Origin of the sequence: Enterobacter genomosp. O (assembly GCF_001022965.1) — a bacterium.
Taxonomy (GTDB): Bacteria; Pseudomonadota; Gammaproteobacteria; order Enterobacterales; family Enterobacteriaceae; genus Enterobacter; species Enterobacter cloacae_L.
This window is the reverse complement of sequence record NZ_LECZ01000026.1, coordinates 862457-879961: the sequence shown is the minus strand read 5'-3', so window position 1 is coordinate 879961 and position 17505 is coordinate 862457. Positions and strand designations below refer to the sequence as shown.

13 protein-coding genes are annotated in these 17505 nt (G+C 55.5%); 3 read left to right on the top strand and 10 right to left on the bottom strand.

Features of this window, described 5'->3' with window-relative positions; translation table 11 throughout:
* Positions 1–6 precede the first annotated feature (6 nt).
* Both cysI and cysJ read right to left on the bottom strand, forming a co-directional pair.
* The gene (gene cysI, locus ABR39_RS17925) at positions 7–1719 is read right to left on the bottom strand and encodes an assimilatory sulfite reductase (NADPH) hemoprotein subunit (protein ID WP_047348019.1); all 1713 of its coding nucleotides are present in this window, start codon (positions 1717–1719) and stop codon (positions 7–9) included.
* Positions 1719–3524, bottom strand: a complete 1806-nt coding sequence (gene cysJ, locus ABR39_RS17920) for an NADPH-dependent assimilatory sulfite reductase flavoprotein subunit (protein WP_047348018.1) — start codon at positions 3522–3524, stop codon at positions 1719–1721. The genes cysI and cysJ overlap by 1 nt, the downstream gene beginning before the upstream one ends.
* A 305-nt stretch (positions 3525–3829) precedes the next feature.
* On the opposite strand from cysJ, the gene queD reads away from it, so the two are divergent.
* Positions 3830–4192 (top strand): 6-carboxytetrahydropterin synthase QueD, encoded by a 363-nt coding sequence (queD, locus tag ABR39_RS17915; protein ID WP_010434567.1) that lies wholly within the window; start codon positions 3830–3832, stop codon positions 4190–4192.
* 89 nt (positions 4193–4281) lie between these two features.
* Here the strand turns inward: queD and queE are convergent, their stop codons facing one another.
* The 3 genes from queE to ABR39_RS17900 are packed head-to-tail and all read right to left on the bottom strand — an operon-like array spanning position 4282 to position 7274.
* Positions 4282–4953 carry a 7-carboxy-7-deazaguanine synthase QueE gene (gene queE / locus ABR39_RS17910; RefSeq protein ID WP_023309006.1) on the bottom strand — a complete coding sequence of 224 codons (672 nt, stop codon included), beginning with the start codon at positions 4951–4953 and terminating at the stop codon, positions 4282–4284.
* 54 nt (positions 4954–5007) lie between these two features.
* Positions 5008–5715 carry an N-acetylmannosamine-6-phosphate 2-epimerase gene (locus ABR39_RS17905; RefSeq protein ID WP_047348017.1) on the bottom strand — a complete coding sequence of 236 codons (708 nt, stop codon included), beginning with the start codon at positions 5713–5715 and terminating at the stop codon, positions 5008–5010.
* Entirely contained in the window at positions 5715–7274 is a 1560-nt protein-coding gene (locus ABR39_RS17900) for a PTS transporter subunit EIIC (RefSeq protein ID WP_047348016.1), read from the bottom strand. Before ABR39_RS17900 ends, ABR39_RS17905 begins: the two co-directional genes overlap by 1 nt.
* Positions 7275–7439: 165 nt before the next feature.
* Between ABR39_RS17900 and ABR39_RS17895 the strand changes: the two genes are divergently transcribed.
* The gene (locus ABR39_RS17895; protein WP_047348015.1) at positions 7440–8264 is read left to right on the top strand and encodes a MurR/RpiR family transcriptional regulator; all 825 of its coding nucleotides are present in this window, start codon (positions 7440–7442) and stop codon (positions 8262–8264) included.
* A gap of 358 nt (positions 8265–8622) precedes the next feature.
* Positions 8623–9732, top strand: coding sequence for an SDR family oxidoreductase (locus ABR39_RS17890; RefSeq protein ID WP_047348014.1), 1110 nt, complete (start codon positions 8623–8625; stop codon positions 9730–9732).
* Between the two features lie 53 nt (positions 9733–9785).
* Here ABR39_RS17890 and eno read toward each other — a convergent pair whose 3' ends face one another.
* From eno to rlmD, 5 genes are all read right to left on the bottom strand, one after another.
* Positions 9786–11084: a phosphopyruvate hydratase gene (gene eno, locus ABR39_RS17885; RefSeq protein ID WP_045330584.1), complete on the bottom strand. Its 1299-nt coding sequence runs from the start codon at positions 11082–11084 to the stop codon at positions 9786–9788.
* An 82-nt stretch (positions 11085–11166) separates the two neighbouring features.
* Positions 11167–12804: a glutamine hydrolyzing CTP synthase gene (pyrG, locus tag ABR39_RS17880; RefSeq protein WP_047348013.1), complete on the bottom strand. Its 1638-nt coding sequence runs from the start codon at positions 12802–12804 to the stop codon at positions 11167–11169.
* Between the two features lie 223 nt (positions 12805–13027).
* Positions 13028–13819 (bottom strand): nucleoside triphosphate pyrophosphohydrolase, encoded by a 792-nt coding sequence (gene mazG, locus ABR39_RS17875; RefSeq protein WP_047348012.1) that lies wholly within the window; start codon positions 13817–13819, stop codon positions 13028–13030.
* Positions 13820–13887: 68 nt separating this feature from the next.
* Positions 13888–16119 (bottom strand): GTP diphosphokinase, encoded by a 2232-nt coding sequence (relA, locus tag ABR39_RS17870; protein WP_047348011.1) that lies wholly within the window; start codon positions 16117–16119, stop codon positions 13888–13890.
* 51 nt (positions 16120–16170) lie between these two features.
* Positions 16171–17469: a 23S rRNA (uracil(1939)-C(5))-methyltransferase RlmD gene (gene rlmD / locus ABR39_RS17865; RefSeq protein WP_047348010.1), complete on the bottom strand. Its 1299-nt coding sequence runs from the start codon at positions 17467–17469 to the stop codon at positions 16171–16173.
* Between the last annotated feature and the right edge of the window lie 36 nt (positions 17470–17505).

Genomic DNA, 17505 nt, shown 5'->3' with positions numbered 1-17505 from the left:
TCGTGGTTACTCCCAGAAATCCCTGGCGGGATCGAGCACCGGGCGAATGATGCCCGCACGCACCGTAAAGTCGCCGAAGCCTTCACCCGCTTCGCGCTCTTTCGCCCAGCGCCCGACAAGCTCGTCGATGGAATCGAGAATTTCCGGTTCCGTGATATTTTCGCGATACATCCGCGGAATACGCGTTCCCATACGGTTACCGCCCAGATGTACGTTGTAGCGACCCGGCGCTTTGCCCACCAGGCCGAGCTCGGCCAACATCGCACGACCGCAGCCGTTCGGACAGCCGGTGACGCGCATAACAATATGCTCGTCCGGAATGCCGTGTTTTTCCAGAATCGCTTCCACTTTGTCAGTAAATGACGGCAGGAAACGTTCCGCTTCGGCCATCGCCAGCGGGCAGGTCGGGAACGACACGCAGGCCATCGAGTTTTCACGCTGCGGTTTAACCGCATCCATTAACCCGTGCTCGCGCGCCAGCTTCTCGATCTTCGCCTTTTGGCTCTCCGGCACGCCGGCAATAATCAGGTTCTGGTTAGCGGTAATGCGGAACTCGCCTTTATGGATCTTCGCAATTTCCAGCAGACCGGTTTTCAGCGGGCGGCCCGGATAATCCAGAATACGGCCGTTTTCGATAAACAGCGTCAGGTGCCATTTATTGTCGATGCCTTTGACCCAGCCAATGCGATCGCCGCGGCCAGTGAATTCGTAAGGGCGGACAGGCTCAAACTTGATCCCCGCACGACGCTCCACTTCCTCTTTGAACGTCTCAACGCCCACGCGCTCCAGGGTGTATTTGGTTTTCGCGTTTTTACGGTCGGTACGGTTGCCCCAGTCGCGCTGGGTAGTGACCACGGCTTCGGCCACGGCCAGCGTGTGCTCCAGCGGCAGGAAGCCGAACTCGCTCGCGGTGCGGGCATAGGTTTTCTTGTTACCGTGCTCAATGGACAGGCCGCCGCCCACCAGCAGGTTAAAGCCGACCAGCTTGCCGTTCTCGGCAATCGCCACGAAGTTCATGTCGTTGGCGTGCAGGTCGATATCGTTCTGCGGCGGGATCACGACAGTAGTTTTAAACTTACGCGGCAGGTAGGTCTGGCCCAGGATCGGCTCTTCGTCCGTGGTCGCGACTTTTTCCTGATCGAGCCAAATCTCCGCATAGGCGCGGGTGCGCGGCAGCAGGTGCTCGGAGATCTTCTTCGCCCACTCGTACGCTTCGGCGTGCAGCTCGGACTCATACGGGTTCGACGTGCAGAGCACGTTACGGTTCATGTCGTTGGCGGTCGCCAGCGCGTCCAGCCCGACGGAGTGGAGCATCTGGTGCACCGGCTTCACGTTCTTCTTCAGAATACCGTGGAACTGGAAGGTCTGGCGGTTGGTCAGACGGATGCTGCCGTAAATTGTGTTTTCACCTGCAAATTTGTCGATGGCCTGCCACTGTTTCGTGGTGATCACCCCGCCCGGCAGGCGGCAGCGCAGCAGCATCGCATGACGCGGCTCCAGCTTCTGTTCAGCACGCTCGGCGCGAATGTCGCGGTCATCCTGCTGGTACATGCCGTGGAAGCGGATCAGCAGGAAGTTGTCGCCTTTGAAACCGCCGGTGAGACCGTCATTCAGATCTTCAGCAATGGTGCCGCGCAGGTAGTTGCTTTCCAGCTTCATGCGCTCGGCGTCTGTCAGTTTACCTTCGACCACCAGTGGCCCTGGATGTTTTTCGCTCATTAGTAGACATCTCGCTGATAACGGCGCTCAACGCGCAGCTCACTTAAAAATTCATCCGCCGTTTCGGCATCCATACCGCCGAATTCGGCAATCACTTCCAGCAGTGTCTGCTCAACGTCCTTCGCCATGCGATTGGCGTCGCCGCAGACATAAATGTGGGCACCGTCATTGATCCAGCGCCACAGCTCTGCGCCCTGTTCGCGCAGTTTGTCTTGTACGTATACTTTTTCTTTCTGGTCGCGGGACCAGGCCAGATCGATGCGGGTCAGTACGCCTTCTTTCACATAGCGCTGCCATTCAACCTGGTAGAGGAAATCTTCCGTAAAGTGCGGGTTGCCGAAGAACAGCCAGTTTTTACCCGGCGCTTCGTCCGCCGCGCGCTGCTGCATAAAAGCGCGGAACGGCGCAATGCCGGTGCCCGGGCCAATCATGATGACCGGGGTTTCCGGGTTCGTCGGCAGGCGGAAGTTGTCGTTGTGCTCGATAAAGACGCGAACCTCACCGTCTTCCTCCACGCGGTCAGCCAGGAAACCTGATGCCCCACCCGTGCGGGCGCGTCCTTCAATGTCATAACGCACCACGCCCACGGTGATATGCACTTCGCTCTCCACTTCTGCCTGGGAAGAGGCGATGGAGTACAGGCGCGGGGTCAGCGGACGCAGCAGGCCAATCAGCGCGTCGGCGTCCAGCTGTGCCGGAGAGAAACGCACCATATCGACAATCGGCGTGGTCGCCGCGTAATGCTGCAGCTTCGCCTTGTCACCCACCAGCGGCAGCAGCGATTCGCTGCGCGTTAAGGTGGCATAATTTTCGACGATATTCGGGGTGTTCACCGTCAGCTCGAAATGCCACTGCAGCGCGTCTGAAAGCGGCTGGGTTTTGCCGTCGACGGTGACGGGCTCCGTGCCTTTCAGCCACAGTAGCTCAACCAGCTCCTTCACCAGCGCCGGATCGTTCTGATACCAGACGCCCAGCGCATCGCCAGGCTGGTAGCGCAGGCCAGAATCGCCGAGATCGATTTCGATATGCCGAACGTCTTTTTCTGAATCGCGGCCGGTAATTTTCTGGTTCACCGCCAGGCTCGCGACCAGCGGCGCCTCTTTGGTGTACGGACTGGTGTGAATGTCGTTAACGGCACCCGTCGCGGTGAACGCGGCCTGCGCCGGCGTCTCTTTCGGCACGCGGGCTTTCAGCACCTCAACGATGCGCGCACGCCATTCCGCGGCGGCGGGCTGGTACTCGACATCCGCATCTACGCGGTCCAGCAGGCGCTCTGCACCGAGCTCCGCCAGCTTGCTGTCGAAGTCTTTACCGGACTGGCAGAAGAATTCATAGGAGGTATCGCCCAGCCCAAAGACGGCAAACGCGGTGCCATCCAGTTTTGGCGCTTTTTTCGAGAACAGGAACTTGTGCAGCGCCACCGCTTCTTCAGCGGGTTCACCTTCACCCTGGGTAGAGGCGACAACCACCAGCAGTTTTTCCGACGCGATTTGCTTGAATTTATAATCCCCGGCGTTGACCAGGTTCACGTTCAGTTTGGCGGCCAGCAGGTCGTCACGAAGCGCTTCGGCCACGCGGCGGGCATTGCCCGTCTGAGAAGCCGAAATCAGGGTAATGGCCGGAATTTCAACGGCCGTTGCCGGTGCCCCTGCCACAGCGCCAGGCTGCTGATTGAGCATTCCCCAGAAATAACCGGAGACCCAGGCAAGCTGAGTGGGAGAAAAATCAGAGGTGGCAGCCTGAAGGCGCGCCAGTTGCTCCGGGTTCAGGGGAAGCAAATTTGAAGGTGGGGCCTGTGTTGTCATGCGTTGTTATGTTCCAGTAGCAAAGCGGAATTTATGCAAAAAGACCAAACTAGAGATAAGGTTAACGGCGAGGATAATAACAATTAAAGAAGGGATGGAAATAATAAATAACCAAATGGACTAACCTGTTTTAGTTATCATTCTTAGCGATAAAACCGATTAATTAACTCTATGAAATCTATTAATAAAAACTGAGAAAAACACCGTTTAATGGACGTTCAGGTTTCAGAGCCGTTTTAGTTAATGCTAAAAATTGTGCTTTCCGGTACTATGCGGCGGTTTTTTCCGCATTACTGAGAGCGATCATGTCCACCACACTGTTTAAAGATTTCACCTTCGAAGCCGCCCACCACCTTCCGCATGTTCCTGAAGGACATAAATGTGGCCGTCTGCACGGGCATTCGTTTATGGTGCGTCTTGAGATCACCGGTGAAGTTGATCCGCATACCGGTTGGATCATGGATTTTGCCGAGCTGAAGGCGGCGTTTAAACCGACCTACGATCGTCTGGATCATTACTACCTGAATGATATCCCGGGCCTTGAAAACCCGACCAGCGAAGTTCTGGCAAAATGGATTTGGGATCAGATGAAACCGCTGGTACCGCTGCTGAGCGCGGTGATGATCAAAGAGACCTGTACGGCAGGCTGCGTGTATCGCGGCGAGTGATGCTTACCGGGTGGCGGCTTCGCCTTACCCGGCCTACAAACGCCTCGAACCGCAGGCCCGGTAAGCGCAAGCACCACCGGGCTTTTTTTTTAGGCAATATTCAGGTACTTGTGCGTCTGCATTGATAAGCGCCAGTTACGCGCAATACAGGTTTCAATACACAGGCGCGTCGCGTCCTCTTTCTGGCTGATAGGCTGCAGGGCAATCACCCGCTGCTTTTCGTCCGTCAGCGTCGCCAGCAGTTCATCCAGCGCTTCGATATCACGCACGCGCCCTACCGGGTGCTTGATCTCATCCGCGCGCTCCAGCGCTTGAGACAGCACGTCGTATCCGCCGCGCATATTCACTTTTGGCGATACCGTCACCCAGGTGGTGTGCGAGCAGCGCACTTCATGGGTGCCGCTGGTTTCAATCTGGCAGCTGTAGCCGTTCTTTTCGAGCAGCTCGGTCAGCGGGGTCAGATCGTGGATGCAGGGTTCTCCACCGGTGATCACCACGTGGCGCGCCGTCCAGCCCTGACGACCAATAATGGCCAGCAGATCTTCTGAACTGCCCGCGCCCCACTTATCGCTCTCTTTGGTTTTCGCCAGAATGCTAAACAGCGACACTTCCCGATCTGCGAGCTTATCCCACGTATGTTTGGTATCACACCAGGCACAGCCAACCGGGCATCCCTGTAAACGAATGAAAATAGCGGGAACGCCGGTAAAGTAACCCTCGCCTTGCAGGGTCTGGAACATCTCGTTAATCGGGTACTGCATAGTCATCTCAGTAAAGGGGATAAACGATAAGTATCGCAGATCCCCGCCGGATGGTCATGCTCCATCGGTGCTTTGCGCGCCAATCGCCGCCATAAACCGTTCGGTAATTTGCTGGGGACGGGTGATCGCTCCGCCGACAACGACCGTATGCGCGCCCAGCGCCAGGCACCTGGCCGCACGCTCGGGAGTATCCACGTTGCCTTCGGCAACCACGGGAACCGTAACCGCTGCCAGCACCGCCTTGAGGAACGCACAGTCATTCTCCGGAAGAGAATGGCCCGCGGTGTCCGCCGTATAGCCATAGAGCGTGGTGCCGATGCAATCAAATCCCAGCGCCTGCGCCGTCTCGGCCTCGTCCACGGAGGCAATATCCGCCATCAGCAGCACCGAGGGATAACGTGAGCGGATGCGCGCGACCAGCGCGCCCAGGGCTTCACCCCCGGGGCGTTCCCGCGCCGTCGCGTCAACGGCAATGATTTCAGGGGCGACGGTCATGAGCTCATCCACCTCTTTCATCGTCGCGGTGATAAACACCTCGCTCTCGGGATAATCCCGTTTGATGATGCCGATAACGGGCAGCGACACCTGCTGTTTAATGGCCGCGATATCCACCACGCTGTTGGCGCGAATGGCGGCGGCTCCGCCCTGTGCCGCCGCCAGCGCCATTCGCGACATAATAAACGGGCTGTGCAACGGTTCATTTTCCAGCGCCTGACAGGAGACGACCAGTTTTCCCTTCAGGTTATCCAGTACAGTTTTCATTACGATAAGATCTCTTCCACTTCGTTTTTAATAATCGTGACGTGCGGGCCATAAATGACCTGAACACCGTTACCGCGCACGATAACGCCGCGCGCGCCTGTGGCTTTCAGCGCCGCGTCATTCACCTTGCTGCCGTCTTTGACCGTGACGCGAAGACGCGTGGCGCAGCAGTCCACCTCTTCCAGATTCTCTTTTCCGCCTAATCCGGCGATCACCGCCGCGGCGCGTTCGCTTTGCGGGAGGGTCACCTCGTCAGCCACCGCCTCCTTTTCACGGCCCGGCGTGGCGAAATCGAAGCGGTTAATCAGGTAGCGGAACGTAAAGTAGTAAAGGAAGAACCACGGCACGCCGACCAGCGGAACGAACATCCAGTTAGTTTTGGCCTCGCCCTGCAAAATGCCGAACAGCACGAAGTCGATAAACCCGCCGGAGAAGGTTTGCCCGATGGTGATATGCAGCATGTGCGCGAGCATGAAGGCCAGCCCGTCAAACAGCGCATGAATGACGTAGAGCACCGGCGCAATAAACAGGAAGGAGAACTCGATGGGTTCGGTAATCCCCGTCAGGAACGAGGTTAACGCCGCAGAAAGCAGCAGCCCGGCAACGCGTTTTTTGTTCTCGGGTTTTGCCGTGTGGTACATCGCCAGACACGCGCCGAGCAGGCCAAACATCATCGTAATAAAGCGCCCGGACATGAAGCGTGACGTGCCTTCGTAGAACTGGCGCGTGGTGGGATCGGCCAGCTGGGCGAAGAAGATCCGCTGTGTGCCCTCAACCAAATGACCGTTGACGATTTCACTGCCGCCAAGCGCGGTGGTCCAGAACGGCAGATAGAAAATGTGGTGCAAACCAAACGGGCCCAGCATGCGTAAAATGAAGCCGTACAGCAGGGTGCCCAGATAGCCGGTGGCATCCACCAGCCCGCCGAGACCAAAAATCAGTTTCTGGAAATGCGGCCAGACCACGGTCATTGCGGCCCCAACGAGTATCGCTGCCAGGGAGCTGATAATGGGGACAAAGCGCGAGCCGCCAAAGAACCCGAGAAACTGCGGAAGCGCAATTTTATTAAACCGATGATGGAGCGCACAGGTCACCAGCCCAATCACCACGCCGCCAAACACGCCGGTTTCCAGCGTCTGAATACCCAGCGTCATGCCCTGCCCCACGGCCCCAGGGTTCTCATGCGCCAGTTTGCCGGTAAGGATCAGCAGCGCGTTGATGGTGGCATTCATCACCAGAAACGCGAGCAGCGCCGCCAGCCCAGCCGTGCCCTTATCGCTTTTTGCCAGCCCTACGGCCACCCCAACGGCAAACAGCACCGAGAGGTTCGCAAACACAATTGAACCGGCGCTGCTCATGATGGTGAAAATCGCCTGCAGCCAGCCCACATCTAAAAATGGATAAGCCGTCAGCGTATTGGGATTGGATAACGCGCCGCCTATACCCAGCAGCAGACCCGCCGCGGGCAATACGGCGATGGGCAACATAAAGGATTTACCAAAGCGCTGCGCTTTTTCAAACCATCCACCCGAAGAAGCCCCACTGAACATTTGCATCATTTTTTCATCCCCCTATTTAACGATGAAAATTTTTACCACATTAATATTTAATAGTGAAAATTATCATCATAAACCAGGAGCCCGATCATACTTTTTCAAAATGACTGGCATCTTTCCCCCGCTTTCCGCCACACTAGGCGCAGAGAAACACATTAAGGACCTGGCATGTCGGACCATGAAAACCTGCTGCTGAAGCTCCGCCAGGAGGCTTCCGGATACAGCCCAACGCAACAAAAACTCGGCGAATTTGTCCTCAACGATCCTGCCCGGGTGCTTTACCTGACGATCACGGAACTGGCGCGAGAGAGCCACACCAGCGAGGCCAGCGTAACGCGTCTTTGCCGCACGCTGGGCTGCAAGGGCTATAACGAATTCAAAATGGCGCTTGCGCTGGATATTCAGCAGGGCCAGCCCGCGCGCCAGGCGGGGGATGACATTGATAACGTCGTGGATGAGTCGGTGCAGGCTTTGCAGGATACCGCCAGACTTCTCGACCGCGGGCTGCTTGAAAAGGCCGCGCTGGCGCTGCATCAGGCGCAGTCCGTACAGATTTACGGTGTCGCAGCCAGCGCGATCCTCGGTGAGTATCTGCACTACAAGCTGCTTCGGCTGGGTAAACCCGCGCAGCTGTTTAGCGATATGCATCGCGCAGCCATGAATGCGACAACGCTTTCGCAAGAGACTCTGGTCGTGGCCATCTCCAGCTCGGGTTCAACGCGGGATTTACTCCACGTGGTGAAACTGGCCCGCAAGCGCGGCGTTAAGGTCCTGGCGCTCAGCAATACGCCCCGCAGCCCGCTGGCGTCCCTGAGCGATATGCAGCTGGTTGCCGCCAAGCCAGAAGGGCCACTGAGCGCAGGCGCGCTCAATGCGAAGGTTGGGGTTATGCTGCTGGTTGAGTTGCTGACCACGTCCATGATTGCGCTGGACGGCCGTTACGGTGACGTTAGCCAGCAAACGGCCAGCGCCACGCTTCCCCTGTTGCTCTAAAAATCCTTCGCAGGCTAAATAAAATAGCCTGCGATTTACGCCGTCTGATTTTAGTTAAGCAGTATTTAAATCATTTATTCGGTAAATGATTCGTGTAACAAAGTATTATATTTATTACATTCTGAATTACTATTCCCTTGCTGAGAAATAGCCTTAAAAACATTGAAAATCAATAAGTTAAAATATAAATATTAATAAATTGAATTTTTATCCTGTCTGCAATGTCCAATAACTCCACCTGATTTCCTTTCCTTAAAATAAGCTTAAGATGCTGTCGGTTTCGGCGTTTTATTATTTAAATGCCGTTTACTTTTGCGCGCCTACAATCCGCCTCATCAATCATAATGAGACGGTATTAATGAAGATGTTATTGATTACAGGCGTGACCGGATTTCTGGGTGGTGCAGTACTGGAAAAAATTCTGACCCACGATCGATCCGTAAAACTTCTTTTGCTCGCGCGCGCCGGCGATCCGCAAAGCGGGCTGGAGCGCGTGCTGGAGAACATGCGCAAGTTCAACGTTCCTGAGGACAAACTGGCCACCCTGAGCGTGGATAACATTCTCATTGGCGATCTCAGCCAGCCTGAAGCCTTTCTCAACGATCCACGCCTGGACCAGGTAACGCATGTCGTTAACTGTGCAGCCGTTGCCTCATTTGGCAATAACCCACTGATCTGGAAAGTTAACGTTGAAGGTACGCTTGCGCTGGCGCGACGTATGGCGCAGGTTTCAACGCTACAGCGTTTCCTCCATGTCGGCACGGCAATGTCATGCACGCCGGAGCAGGATTCACTGGTCGCCGAAAGCGCCGAATTCAGAGAGAATGCCGAGCACCTGGTGGAATACACTTTTTCGAAGTCGACAATCGAACAGCTGATGCGCCAGGAGTGTCCTGACCTGCCGCTGCTTATCGCCCGTCCGTCCATCGTTGTCGGCCATACCCGTCACGGCTGCACGCCGTCGAGCAGCATTTTCTGGGTCTTCAGCATGGGCCTGATGCTGCAAAAGTTTATGTGCTCAATGGAGGACAGAATCGACGTTGTTCCGGTGGATTATTGCGCGGATGCGCTGTTAATGCTGCTTACCAGCGACGCACGTCCGGGAGAAGTGGTACACATTTCTGCCGGGGAAGAGAACAGCGTTCGCTTTGCGGATATCGATCAGGCAATGGCGCAAGCGCTGGAGAAAGCACCTGTCGGTGACAAATACGCGCAGGTCAGCTACGAAACGCTGGTCAGAATGCGCCGCGAACTGAAAACTATTTTTGGCCCGTGCAACGAACGTCTGATGCTGAAAGCCATGCGGCTATACGGTGCGTTTGCCACGCTTAACGTGCGCTTTAGTAACGATAAGCTGCTGAGCATGGGGATGCCAAAACCCCCCCGGTTTACGGATTACATCGCCCGCTGCGTGCAAACCACCCAGGGGCTGACCATTCCGGAGCAAATGGCGGTCGATTTTAAATAGCCAAAAAAAATGCCAGTCATTCGACTGGCATTTTCATTTTAAGGCTTAAGCAATTATGCCTGGCCTTTGATCTCTTTACGACCGTTGTATGGTGCTTTTTCGCCCAGGGCTTCTTCGATACGAATCAGCTGGTTGTATTTAGCAACACGGTCAGAACGGCTCATAGAACCGGTTTTGATCTGGCCTGCTGCGGTACCCACAGCCAGGTCGGCAATGGTAGCGTCTTCAGTTTCGCCAGAACGGTGAGAGATAACAGCGGTGTAGCCAGCGTCTTTCGCCATTTTGATCGCAGCCAGAGTTTCGGTCAGAGAACCGATCTGGTTGAATTTGATCAGGATGGAGTTAACGATGCCTTTCTCGATGCCTTCTTTCAGGATCTTGGTGTTGGTTACGAACAGATCGTCACCAACCAGCTGGATTTTGTCGCCCAGTACTTTAGTCTGGTATGCGAAACCATCCCAGTCAGACTCGTCCAGACCGTCTTCGATAGAAACGATTGGGTACTGTTTGGTCAGGTCTTCCAGGAAGTGAGTGAATTCTTCGGAGGTGAACGCTTTGTTGCCTTCGCCAGCCAGAACGTATTTACCGTCTTTGTAGAATTCAGATGCTGCACAGTCCATCGCCAGGGTGATGTCTTTGCCCAGCTCGTAGCCAGCCGCTTTTACAGCTTCTGCGATAACAGCCAGTGCTTCTGCGTTAGAACCCAGGTTTGGCGCATAGCCACCTTCGTCACCAACAGCAGTGTTCATACCTTTAGCTTTCAGAACTTTAGCCAGGTTGTGGAACACTTCAGAACCCATACGTACCGCTTCTTTCAGGGATTTCGCGCCAACTGGCTGAATCATAAATTCCTGAATATCAACGTTGTTGTCTGCGTGCTCACCACCGTTGATGATGTTCATCATTGGTACAGGCATGGAGTATTTGCCTGGGGTGCCGTTCAGTTCAGCGATGTGCTCGAACAGTGGCATACCTTTCGCTGCAGCTGCTGCTTTGGCGTTCGCCAGGGAAACAGCCAGGATTGCGTTCGCACCGAAGTTAGATTTGTTTTCAGTACCGTCCAGATCGATCATGATCTTGTCGATGCCAGCCTGGTCTTTGGCATCTTTGCCAATGATTGCCTGAGCAATAGGACCGTTTACAGCGCCAACCGCTTTCAGTACGCCTTTGCCCAGGAAGCGGGATTTGTCGCCATCGCGCAGTTCCAGCGCTTCGCGGGAACCGGTAGAAGCACCTGATGGAGCAGCAGCCATACCAACGAAACCACCTTCCAGGTGAACTTCGGCTTCAACGGTCGGGTTACCACGGGAGTCGATGATTTCACGACCGATGACTTTAACGATTTTGGACATTAGATTTTCCTCAGTACAAGTTAAACTAAAACTCCAGACAAACAACGCGTACCAGGGGTACGCGTTGTCGTTCTAACTTTTTTTACTTCGCCTGACGCTTCTGGTACTCGCTGGCGGCCTTCACGAAGCCTGCAAACAGCGGATGCCCGTCACGTGGCGTAGAAGTAAATTCCGGGTGGAACTGGCAGGCGACAAACCACGGATGGTTTGGCACTTCAATGATCTCGACTAACTGATCATCCCCGGAGCGGCCCGCAACACGCAGGCCCGCAGCTTCAATTGGTTTCAACAACATGTTGTTGACTTCATAGCGGTGACGATGGCGCTCGGTGATGACCGGCTCGCCATACAGCTTGCGAACCACGCTATCGTCAGACAGCTGGCAGGCCTGTGCGCCAAGACGCATGGTGCCACCCAGATCGCTCTTCTCGGTACGGACTTCGACGTTACCTTCTTCGTCACGCCATTCAGTGATAAGCGCCACTACAGGGTACTTACAGTCTGGCACAAATTCCGTAGAGTTCGCGTTTTCCATTCCCGCTACGTTGCGCGCAAATTCGATCAGCGCAACCTGCATACCCAGGCAGATGCCGAGGTATGGAATATTGTTTTCACGCGCATAGCGCGCGGTGGCGATCTTGCCTTCTACACCACGGTAGCCGAAGCCCCCCGGGATAAGAATAGCATCCAGATCTTTCAGGATTTCAACGCCACGCGTTTCAACATCCTGTGAATCAATCAGCTTGATGTTCACGGAGACACGGTTCTTCAGACCACCGTGTTTCAGCGCTTCGATCACTGACTTATAGGCATCCGGCAGTTCAATGTACTTGCCGACCATACCGATAGTCACTTCGCCTGCCGGATTGGCTTCTTCGTAAATAACCTGTTCCCATTCAGACAGGTTAGCTTCCGGACAGTTCAAGCTGAATCGTTTACAAATATAATCGTCCAGGCCCTGAGATTTCAACAGGCCCGGGATTTTATAAATGGAATCGACGTCTTTCATTGAAATAACGGCTTTTTCAGGCACGTTACAGAACAATGCAATTTTCGCACGTTCGTTCGCCGGAACGGCGCGATCGGAGCGGCAAACCAGGATGTCTGGCTGAATACCAATGGAGAGCAGCTCTTTCACAGAGTGCTGAGTCGGCTTGGTTTTCACTTCACCTGCGGCTGCCATGTAAGGCACCAGCGTCAGGTGCATGAACAGCGCGTGTTCACGGCCAATATCTACCGCCAGCTGACGAATCGCTTCCAGGAATGGCAGGGATTCGATATCACCCACGGTACCGCCGATTTCCACCAGCACCACGTCGTGGCCTTCGCCACCCGCAACAATGCGTTCTTTGATTGCGTTAGTGATGTGCGGGATAACCTGAACGGTTGCACCCAGATAGTCACCACGGCGCTCTTTACGCAGAACGTCGGAGTAGATGCGGCCAGTCGTGAAGTTGTTACGACGGGTCATTTTGGTGCGGATGAAACGCTCGTAGTGGCCAAGATCCAGATCGGTTTCAGCGCCGTCTTCAGTAACGAACACTTCCCCGTGTTGGATTGGGCTCATGGTGCCCGGATCGACGTTGATGTACGGATCCAGTTTCATCATGGTCACATTGAGGCCACGGGCTTCAAGAATGGCTGCGAGGGAGGCTGCGGCAATGCCTTTACCCAGAGAGGATACGACCCCGCCGGTCACAAAAATATAGTTCGTTGTCATGCTGAACCTGAGAAGTTAGGGTGAAACGATGGAATAACCAGGACGGGAAAGTAGTATACCCGAACACGGCGAGCGCCACAAACTTTCATTCTCCGTCTCCATTCCAGGCCATGACAAACATAAGGAGTGAGAAAATAGCCCCTTTTGGGTAAATGTTTTTGACGCAAATCAAGCGCTTGTCATTTAAAAAATCACACAAATTGCGCTTGATCGCAAAATTCCGTTAGAGATCAGATTCCTGGCGTTTTACTTCCTGCCAGACTTCTTCCATCGCCTCGAGGTCGATTCCGGTCATTTCCAGGCCGCGCGAGGCCACAATCCGCTCAACTTCGCGAAAGCGTCGTTCGAATTTTATGTTGGCTTTTTGCAGGGCCGTTTCCGCTTTTACACCCAGGTGGCGCGAAAGGTTGACGGTTGCAAACAGCAGATCGCCCATCTCTTCTTCAAGCTTCGCTTCATCCACTACCGCCTGCTGCGCTTCGTGCATCACTTCGTCAATCTCTTCGTGCACTTTGTCCAGTACCGGGCCGAGGGAGGTCCAGTCAAAGCCCACGGCGGAGCAGCGTTTCTGAATTTTATGCGCGCGCATCAGCGCGGGCAGGCTCAGCGGAATGTCATCCAGCGCAGAGTGCTGGGATTTTTCTGCGCGCTCGGCGCTTTTTATTTGCTCCCAGCGGGCCAGCACCTCGGTGCTGTTCCCTGCGGTGGCATCGCCGAAAATATGGGGATGACGGCGCTCCAGCTTGTCGCTGATGGCAGCGCAGATATCGTCAAAGTTAAAGCGCCCTTCCTCCTGCGCCATTTGCGCATAGAACACCACCTGGAAGAGCAGATCGCCCAGCTCACCGCGCAGGTCGTCAAAATCTTCGCGGGAAATGGCGTCCAGCACCTCATAGGTCTCTTCGAGGGTATACGGGGCGATGGTGGCAAAGGTCTGCTCTTTGTCCCACGGGCAGCCGTTTTCCGGGTCGCGAAGACGTTTCATGATGCCGAGCAGGCGGTCGATTTGAGTCATAATCTGTTCCATTAAAAAACAAGCCGGGTGGCGGCAAAGCCTTACCCGGCCTACATAAGAAAGTGCGGTTAACCGCCGTGCAGACGACGCGCGTCAATCACATCCGGCACCTGGTTCAGTTTGCCAAGCACGCGGCCCAGCACCTGCAGGTTATAGATTTCGATGGTCATATCGATGGTGGCAAGCTGCTCGCGGGTATCGCTGCGGCTGGCGACGCCCAGCACGTTGACCTTCTCGTTGGCGAGAATGGTGGTGATATCGCGCAGCAGACCGCTGCGGTCGTTCGCGGTAACGCGAACCACCAGCGAGTAACCGGCGGAATAGCTTTCACCCCAAACCGCTTCCACGATGCGCTCCGGCGCATGAGACTGAAGCTCGGCAAGCTGGTCGCAGTCGGAGCGGTGAATCGAGATCCCGCGCCCCTGAGTGATAAAGCCGACGATGTCGTCCCCCGGAATCGGCTGGCAGCAGCGAGCAATGTGGTGCATCAGATTGCCCACGCCCTCGACGACCACGCGGCCGTTGTCTTTGCTGCGCTGCTGCGGCGCGTAGGTTTTCTGCTGCAGCTGCTTCAGCGCCGCCGCGTCCTGCTCTGCGGCACTTGGCTTATTGAACTGCGCCTGCAGGAAATTCACCATCTGATTCAGACGGATATCACCGCCACCAATGGCCGCTAACAGCTCGTCAAGCTCGTTGAAGTTGTAGCGCGGCAGCAGGAATTTCTCCGCCTCTTTCAGGCTAATCCCGATATGCTCCAGCTCGTCGTCAAGGATCTGGCGACCGGCAAGGATATTTTTGTCACGATCCTGTTTACGGAACCAGGCGTGAATTTTCGAGCGCCCGCGGCTGGTGGTGACATAACCCAGGTTCGGGTTAAGCCAGTCCCTGCTCGGGTTGGGCTGCTTCTGGGTAATGATTTCAATCTGGTCACCCATCTGCAGCTGATAGGTAAACGGTACGATACGGCCGCCAATTTTCGCCCCGATGCAGCGATGCCCCACATCGCTGTGGATGTGGTAGGCAAAATCGAGCGGCGTGGAGCCTGCCGGCAGGTCGACAACGTCCCCTTTCGGGGTAAAGACATACACCCGGTCGTCGAAGACCTGGCTGCGCACTTCGTCGAGCATCTCGCCGGAGTCGGCCATCTCTTCCTGCCACGCAATCAGCTTACGCAGCCAGGCAATGCGGTCTTCGTGGCCTGAACGCGCCCCGCCGGACGTGCCTTCCTTGTATTTCCAGTGCGCGGCGACGCCCAGCTCAGCGTCCTCGTGCATCTGCCTGGTGCGGATCTGAATCTCGACCGTTTTGCCGCCAGGGCCAAGCACAACGGTATGGATAGACTGGTAGCCGTTAGGTTTCGGGTTGGCGACATAGTCATCGAACTCATCCGGCAGATGGCGGAAGTGAGTGTGTACTATCCCCAGCGCGGCGTAGCAATCCTGCAGACGCTCCGCCACGATACGCACGGCGCGCACGTCAAACAGCTCGTCAAAGGCGAGGTGTTTTTTCTGCATTTTGCGCCAGATGCTGTAGATGTGCTTTGGTCGACCGTAGACTTCAGCACGCACGTTCTCTTCTTTCATCGCCTGCCGCAAACCGCCGACAAATTCATCGATATAGTGTTCGCGGTCGATACGGCGCTCGTGCAGGAGTTTGGCAATGCGTTTGTATTCCGCCGGATGCAGATAGCGGAAGCAGTAATCTTCCAGCTCCCACTTCAGCTGACCAATCCCTAAGCGGTTCGCCAGCGGTGCATAAATGTTCGTACACTCTTTGGCAGCCAGTACGCGCTCGTCTTCCGGCGCATCCTTCACTTCACGCAGGTGAGCAATACGCTCGGCAAGCTTGATGACCACGCAGCGGAAATCATCCACCATGGCCAGCAGCATCCGGCGAACGTTATCGACCTGTTCTGAGGAGACGGAATCGGTATGCGCGGCTTTAAGCTGGCGAATGGCCGCCATATCGCGCACGCCGTGGATAAGGGCAACAACGGATTTCCCAACGCTGTCGCCAAGCACGTCTTCGCTGACCACGTCCGCATCCGCGAGGGGGAAGAGAAGCGCGGCCTGCAGCGTTTCGATGTCCATGTTCAGCATGGATAAGATTTCAACCATCTCCACGCCGCGCCACAGGAGAAGATCGGCGTCGGAATGCCCCTGCGTGGTGCGCAGACAATAGGCCCAGGTTTCGGTTAAGCGTTCACACGACTGCTGGCTGGAAATTCCCAGACTTGCGATCCATTTTTGTGGGTCAAATTCCCCAGCTTTATTCAGATGTGCACTTCTTACCGCAACCATTGTCCTCTCCTTTAGGGACCAGGGCCTGTCGAAGTCGACAAGCCAAACTCATTAAATGTGCTCGAACAACACCATCGATTCCAGATGCCCAGTGTGCGGGAACATGTCCAGCATTGCCAGACGCTGAATCTGGTAACCCGCGCTGAGTAATGCCTCGCTATCGCGGGCAAGCGTTGCCGGGTTACAGGAAACATAGACCACACGCTTCGGCGCGAGTTTAATTATATGCTGCATTACACCCGGGGCACCTGCACGCGCCGGGTCGAGAAGAATTTTATCAAAGCCCTGCTTTGCCCACGGCTGTTGAGTCACATCTTCCTCAAGATTTTGATGAAAGAATGTCACATTTTGCAAGCCGTTCTGTTGTGCGTTCTCCTGCCCTTTCGCCACCAGCGCGTCAACGCCTTCCACGCCGACGACGCTGGCTGCCACTCGCGCCAGCGGCAGCGTGAAGTTGCCCATTCCGCAGAACAGGTCGAGCACCCGATCGCTTTTTTGAACGTCCAGCCACGCCAGCGCTTTCTCAACCATCTGCTGGTTAACGCCGTCATTTACCTGAATGAAATCCCGCGGGGTGAACGTTAAGCGTAGCCCGTTTGACGCATACCAGGGCGCCTCACCGGTAACCTGCTCAAGTATCTCGCTTTGGGGTGCCAGGAAAAGCGCCAGGTCGTGGGAATGCGAAAAGCGTTCCAGTTTTTCGCGATCTTTTTTCGACAGCGGCGCGGTATGGCGCAGGACCATCAGCGGGCCATTGTTTGCCATAACCAGTTCCACGTGCCCGAGGTGGCGAACGCCGTCCAGTTCAGAGAGGCAGGTGCGCACGTCCGGAAGCAACGCCTCAAGATGGGGCACCAAAATGGGGCACTGCTTCACATTAACGATGTCGCTGGAGCCGGCCTTGCGGAATCCCATCTCCAGCCGCGCCGTTTTAGGCTGATAGCTCAGGCTCAGGCGCGCGCGGCGGCGATAGCCCCATGGCTCGTCGGCGAGGATCTCATTAACGTCATGTTTAAGCAGGCGCGCCAGGGCGCTGCTTTTGCTTTTTTGCTGTAATTCTGTGCTCGCATGCTGTTGCTGGCAGCCTCCGCAAACGCCAAAATGCGCACAGCGGGGCTTGACGCGCTCCGGGCTGTCGTTGAGGCGACGCTTAACCTGCCCGCGCGCGAACTGGCGTTTATCTTCCGTCAGCGTAATTTCTGCTCGTTCTGTTGGCAGCAAACCTGTTATAAACAGAGCCTTACCGTTGTGACGTGCCACCCCCTGACCAAAAGGATCGAGGTCCGTGGCTTCAACGGTTATGATTTCACGCGTCGTCACGCGTCGCTTTGCAGAGTAGAATTGCGCCATCGCCGAGATTTTTCTCAAATAAACATAATTATCTTA

What these genes read in the sequence shown, in the direction of transcription:
- cysI (WP_047348019.1), bottom strand. Translation starts at nt 1,719, where the DNA reads ATGAGCGAAAAACATCCAGGGCCACTGGTGGTCGAAGGTAAACTGACA.
- cysJ (WP_047348018.1), bottom strand. Translation starts at nt 3,524, where the DNA reads ATGACAACACAGGCCCCACCTTCAAATTTGCTTCCCCTGAACCCGGAG.
- queD (WP_010434567.1), top strand. Translation starts at nt 3,830, where the DNA reads ATGTCCACCACACTGTTTAAAGATTTCACCTTCGAAGCCGCCCACCAC.
- queE (WP_023309006.1), bottom strand. Translation starts at nt 4,953, where the DNA reads ATGCAGTACCCGATTAACGAGATGTTCCAGACCCTGCAAGGCGAGGGT.
- ABR39_RS17905 (WP_047348017.1), bottom strand. Translation starts at nt 5,715, where the DNA reads ATGAAAACTGTACTGGATAACCTGAAGGGAAAACTGGTCGTCTCCTGT.
- ABR39_RS17900 (WP_047348016.1), bottom strand. Translation starts at nt 7,274, where the DNA reads ATGATGCAAATGTTCAGTGGGGCTTCTTCGGGTGGATGGTTTGAAAAA.
- ABR39_RS17895 (WP_047348015.1), top strand. Translation starts at nt 7,440, where the DNA reads ATGTCGGACCATGAAAACCTGCTGCTGAAGCTCCGCCAGGAGGCTTCC.
- ABR39_RS17890 (WP_047348014.1), top strand. Translation starts at nt 8,623, where the DNA reads ATGAAGATGTTATTGATTACAGGCGTGACCGGATTTCTGGGTGGTGCA.
- eno (WP_045330584.1), bottom strand. Translation starts at nt 11,084, where the DNA reads ATGTCCAAAATCGTTAAAGTCATCGGTCGTGAAATCATCGACTCCCGT.
- pyrG (WP_047348013.1), bottom strand. Translation starts at nt 12,804, where the DNA reads ATGACAACGAACTATATTTTTGTGACCGGCGGGGTCGTATCCTCTCTG.
- mazG (WP_047348012.1), bottom strand. Translation starts at nt 13,819, where the DNA reads ATGACTCAAATCGACCGCCTGCTCGGCATCATGAAACGTCTTCGCGAC.
- relA (WP_047348011.1), bottom strand. Translation starts at nt 16,119, where the DNA reads ATGGTTGCGGTAAGAAGTGCACATCTGAATAAAGCTGGGGAATTTGAC.
- rlmD (WP_047348010.1), bottom strand. Translation starts at nt 17,469, where the DNA reads ATGGCGCAATTCTACTCTGCAAAGCGACGCGTGACGACGCGTGAAATC.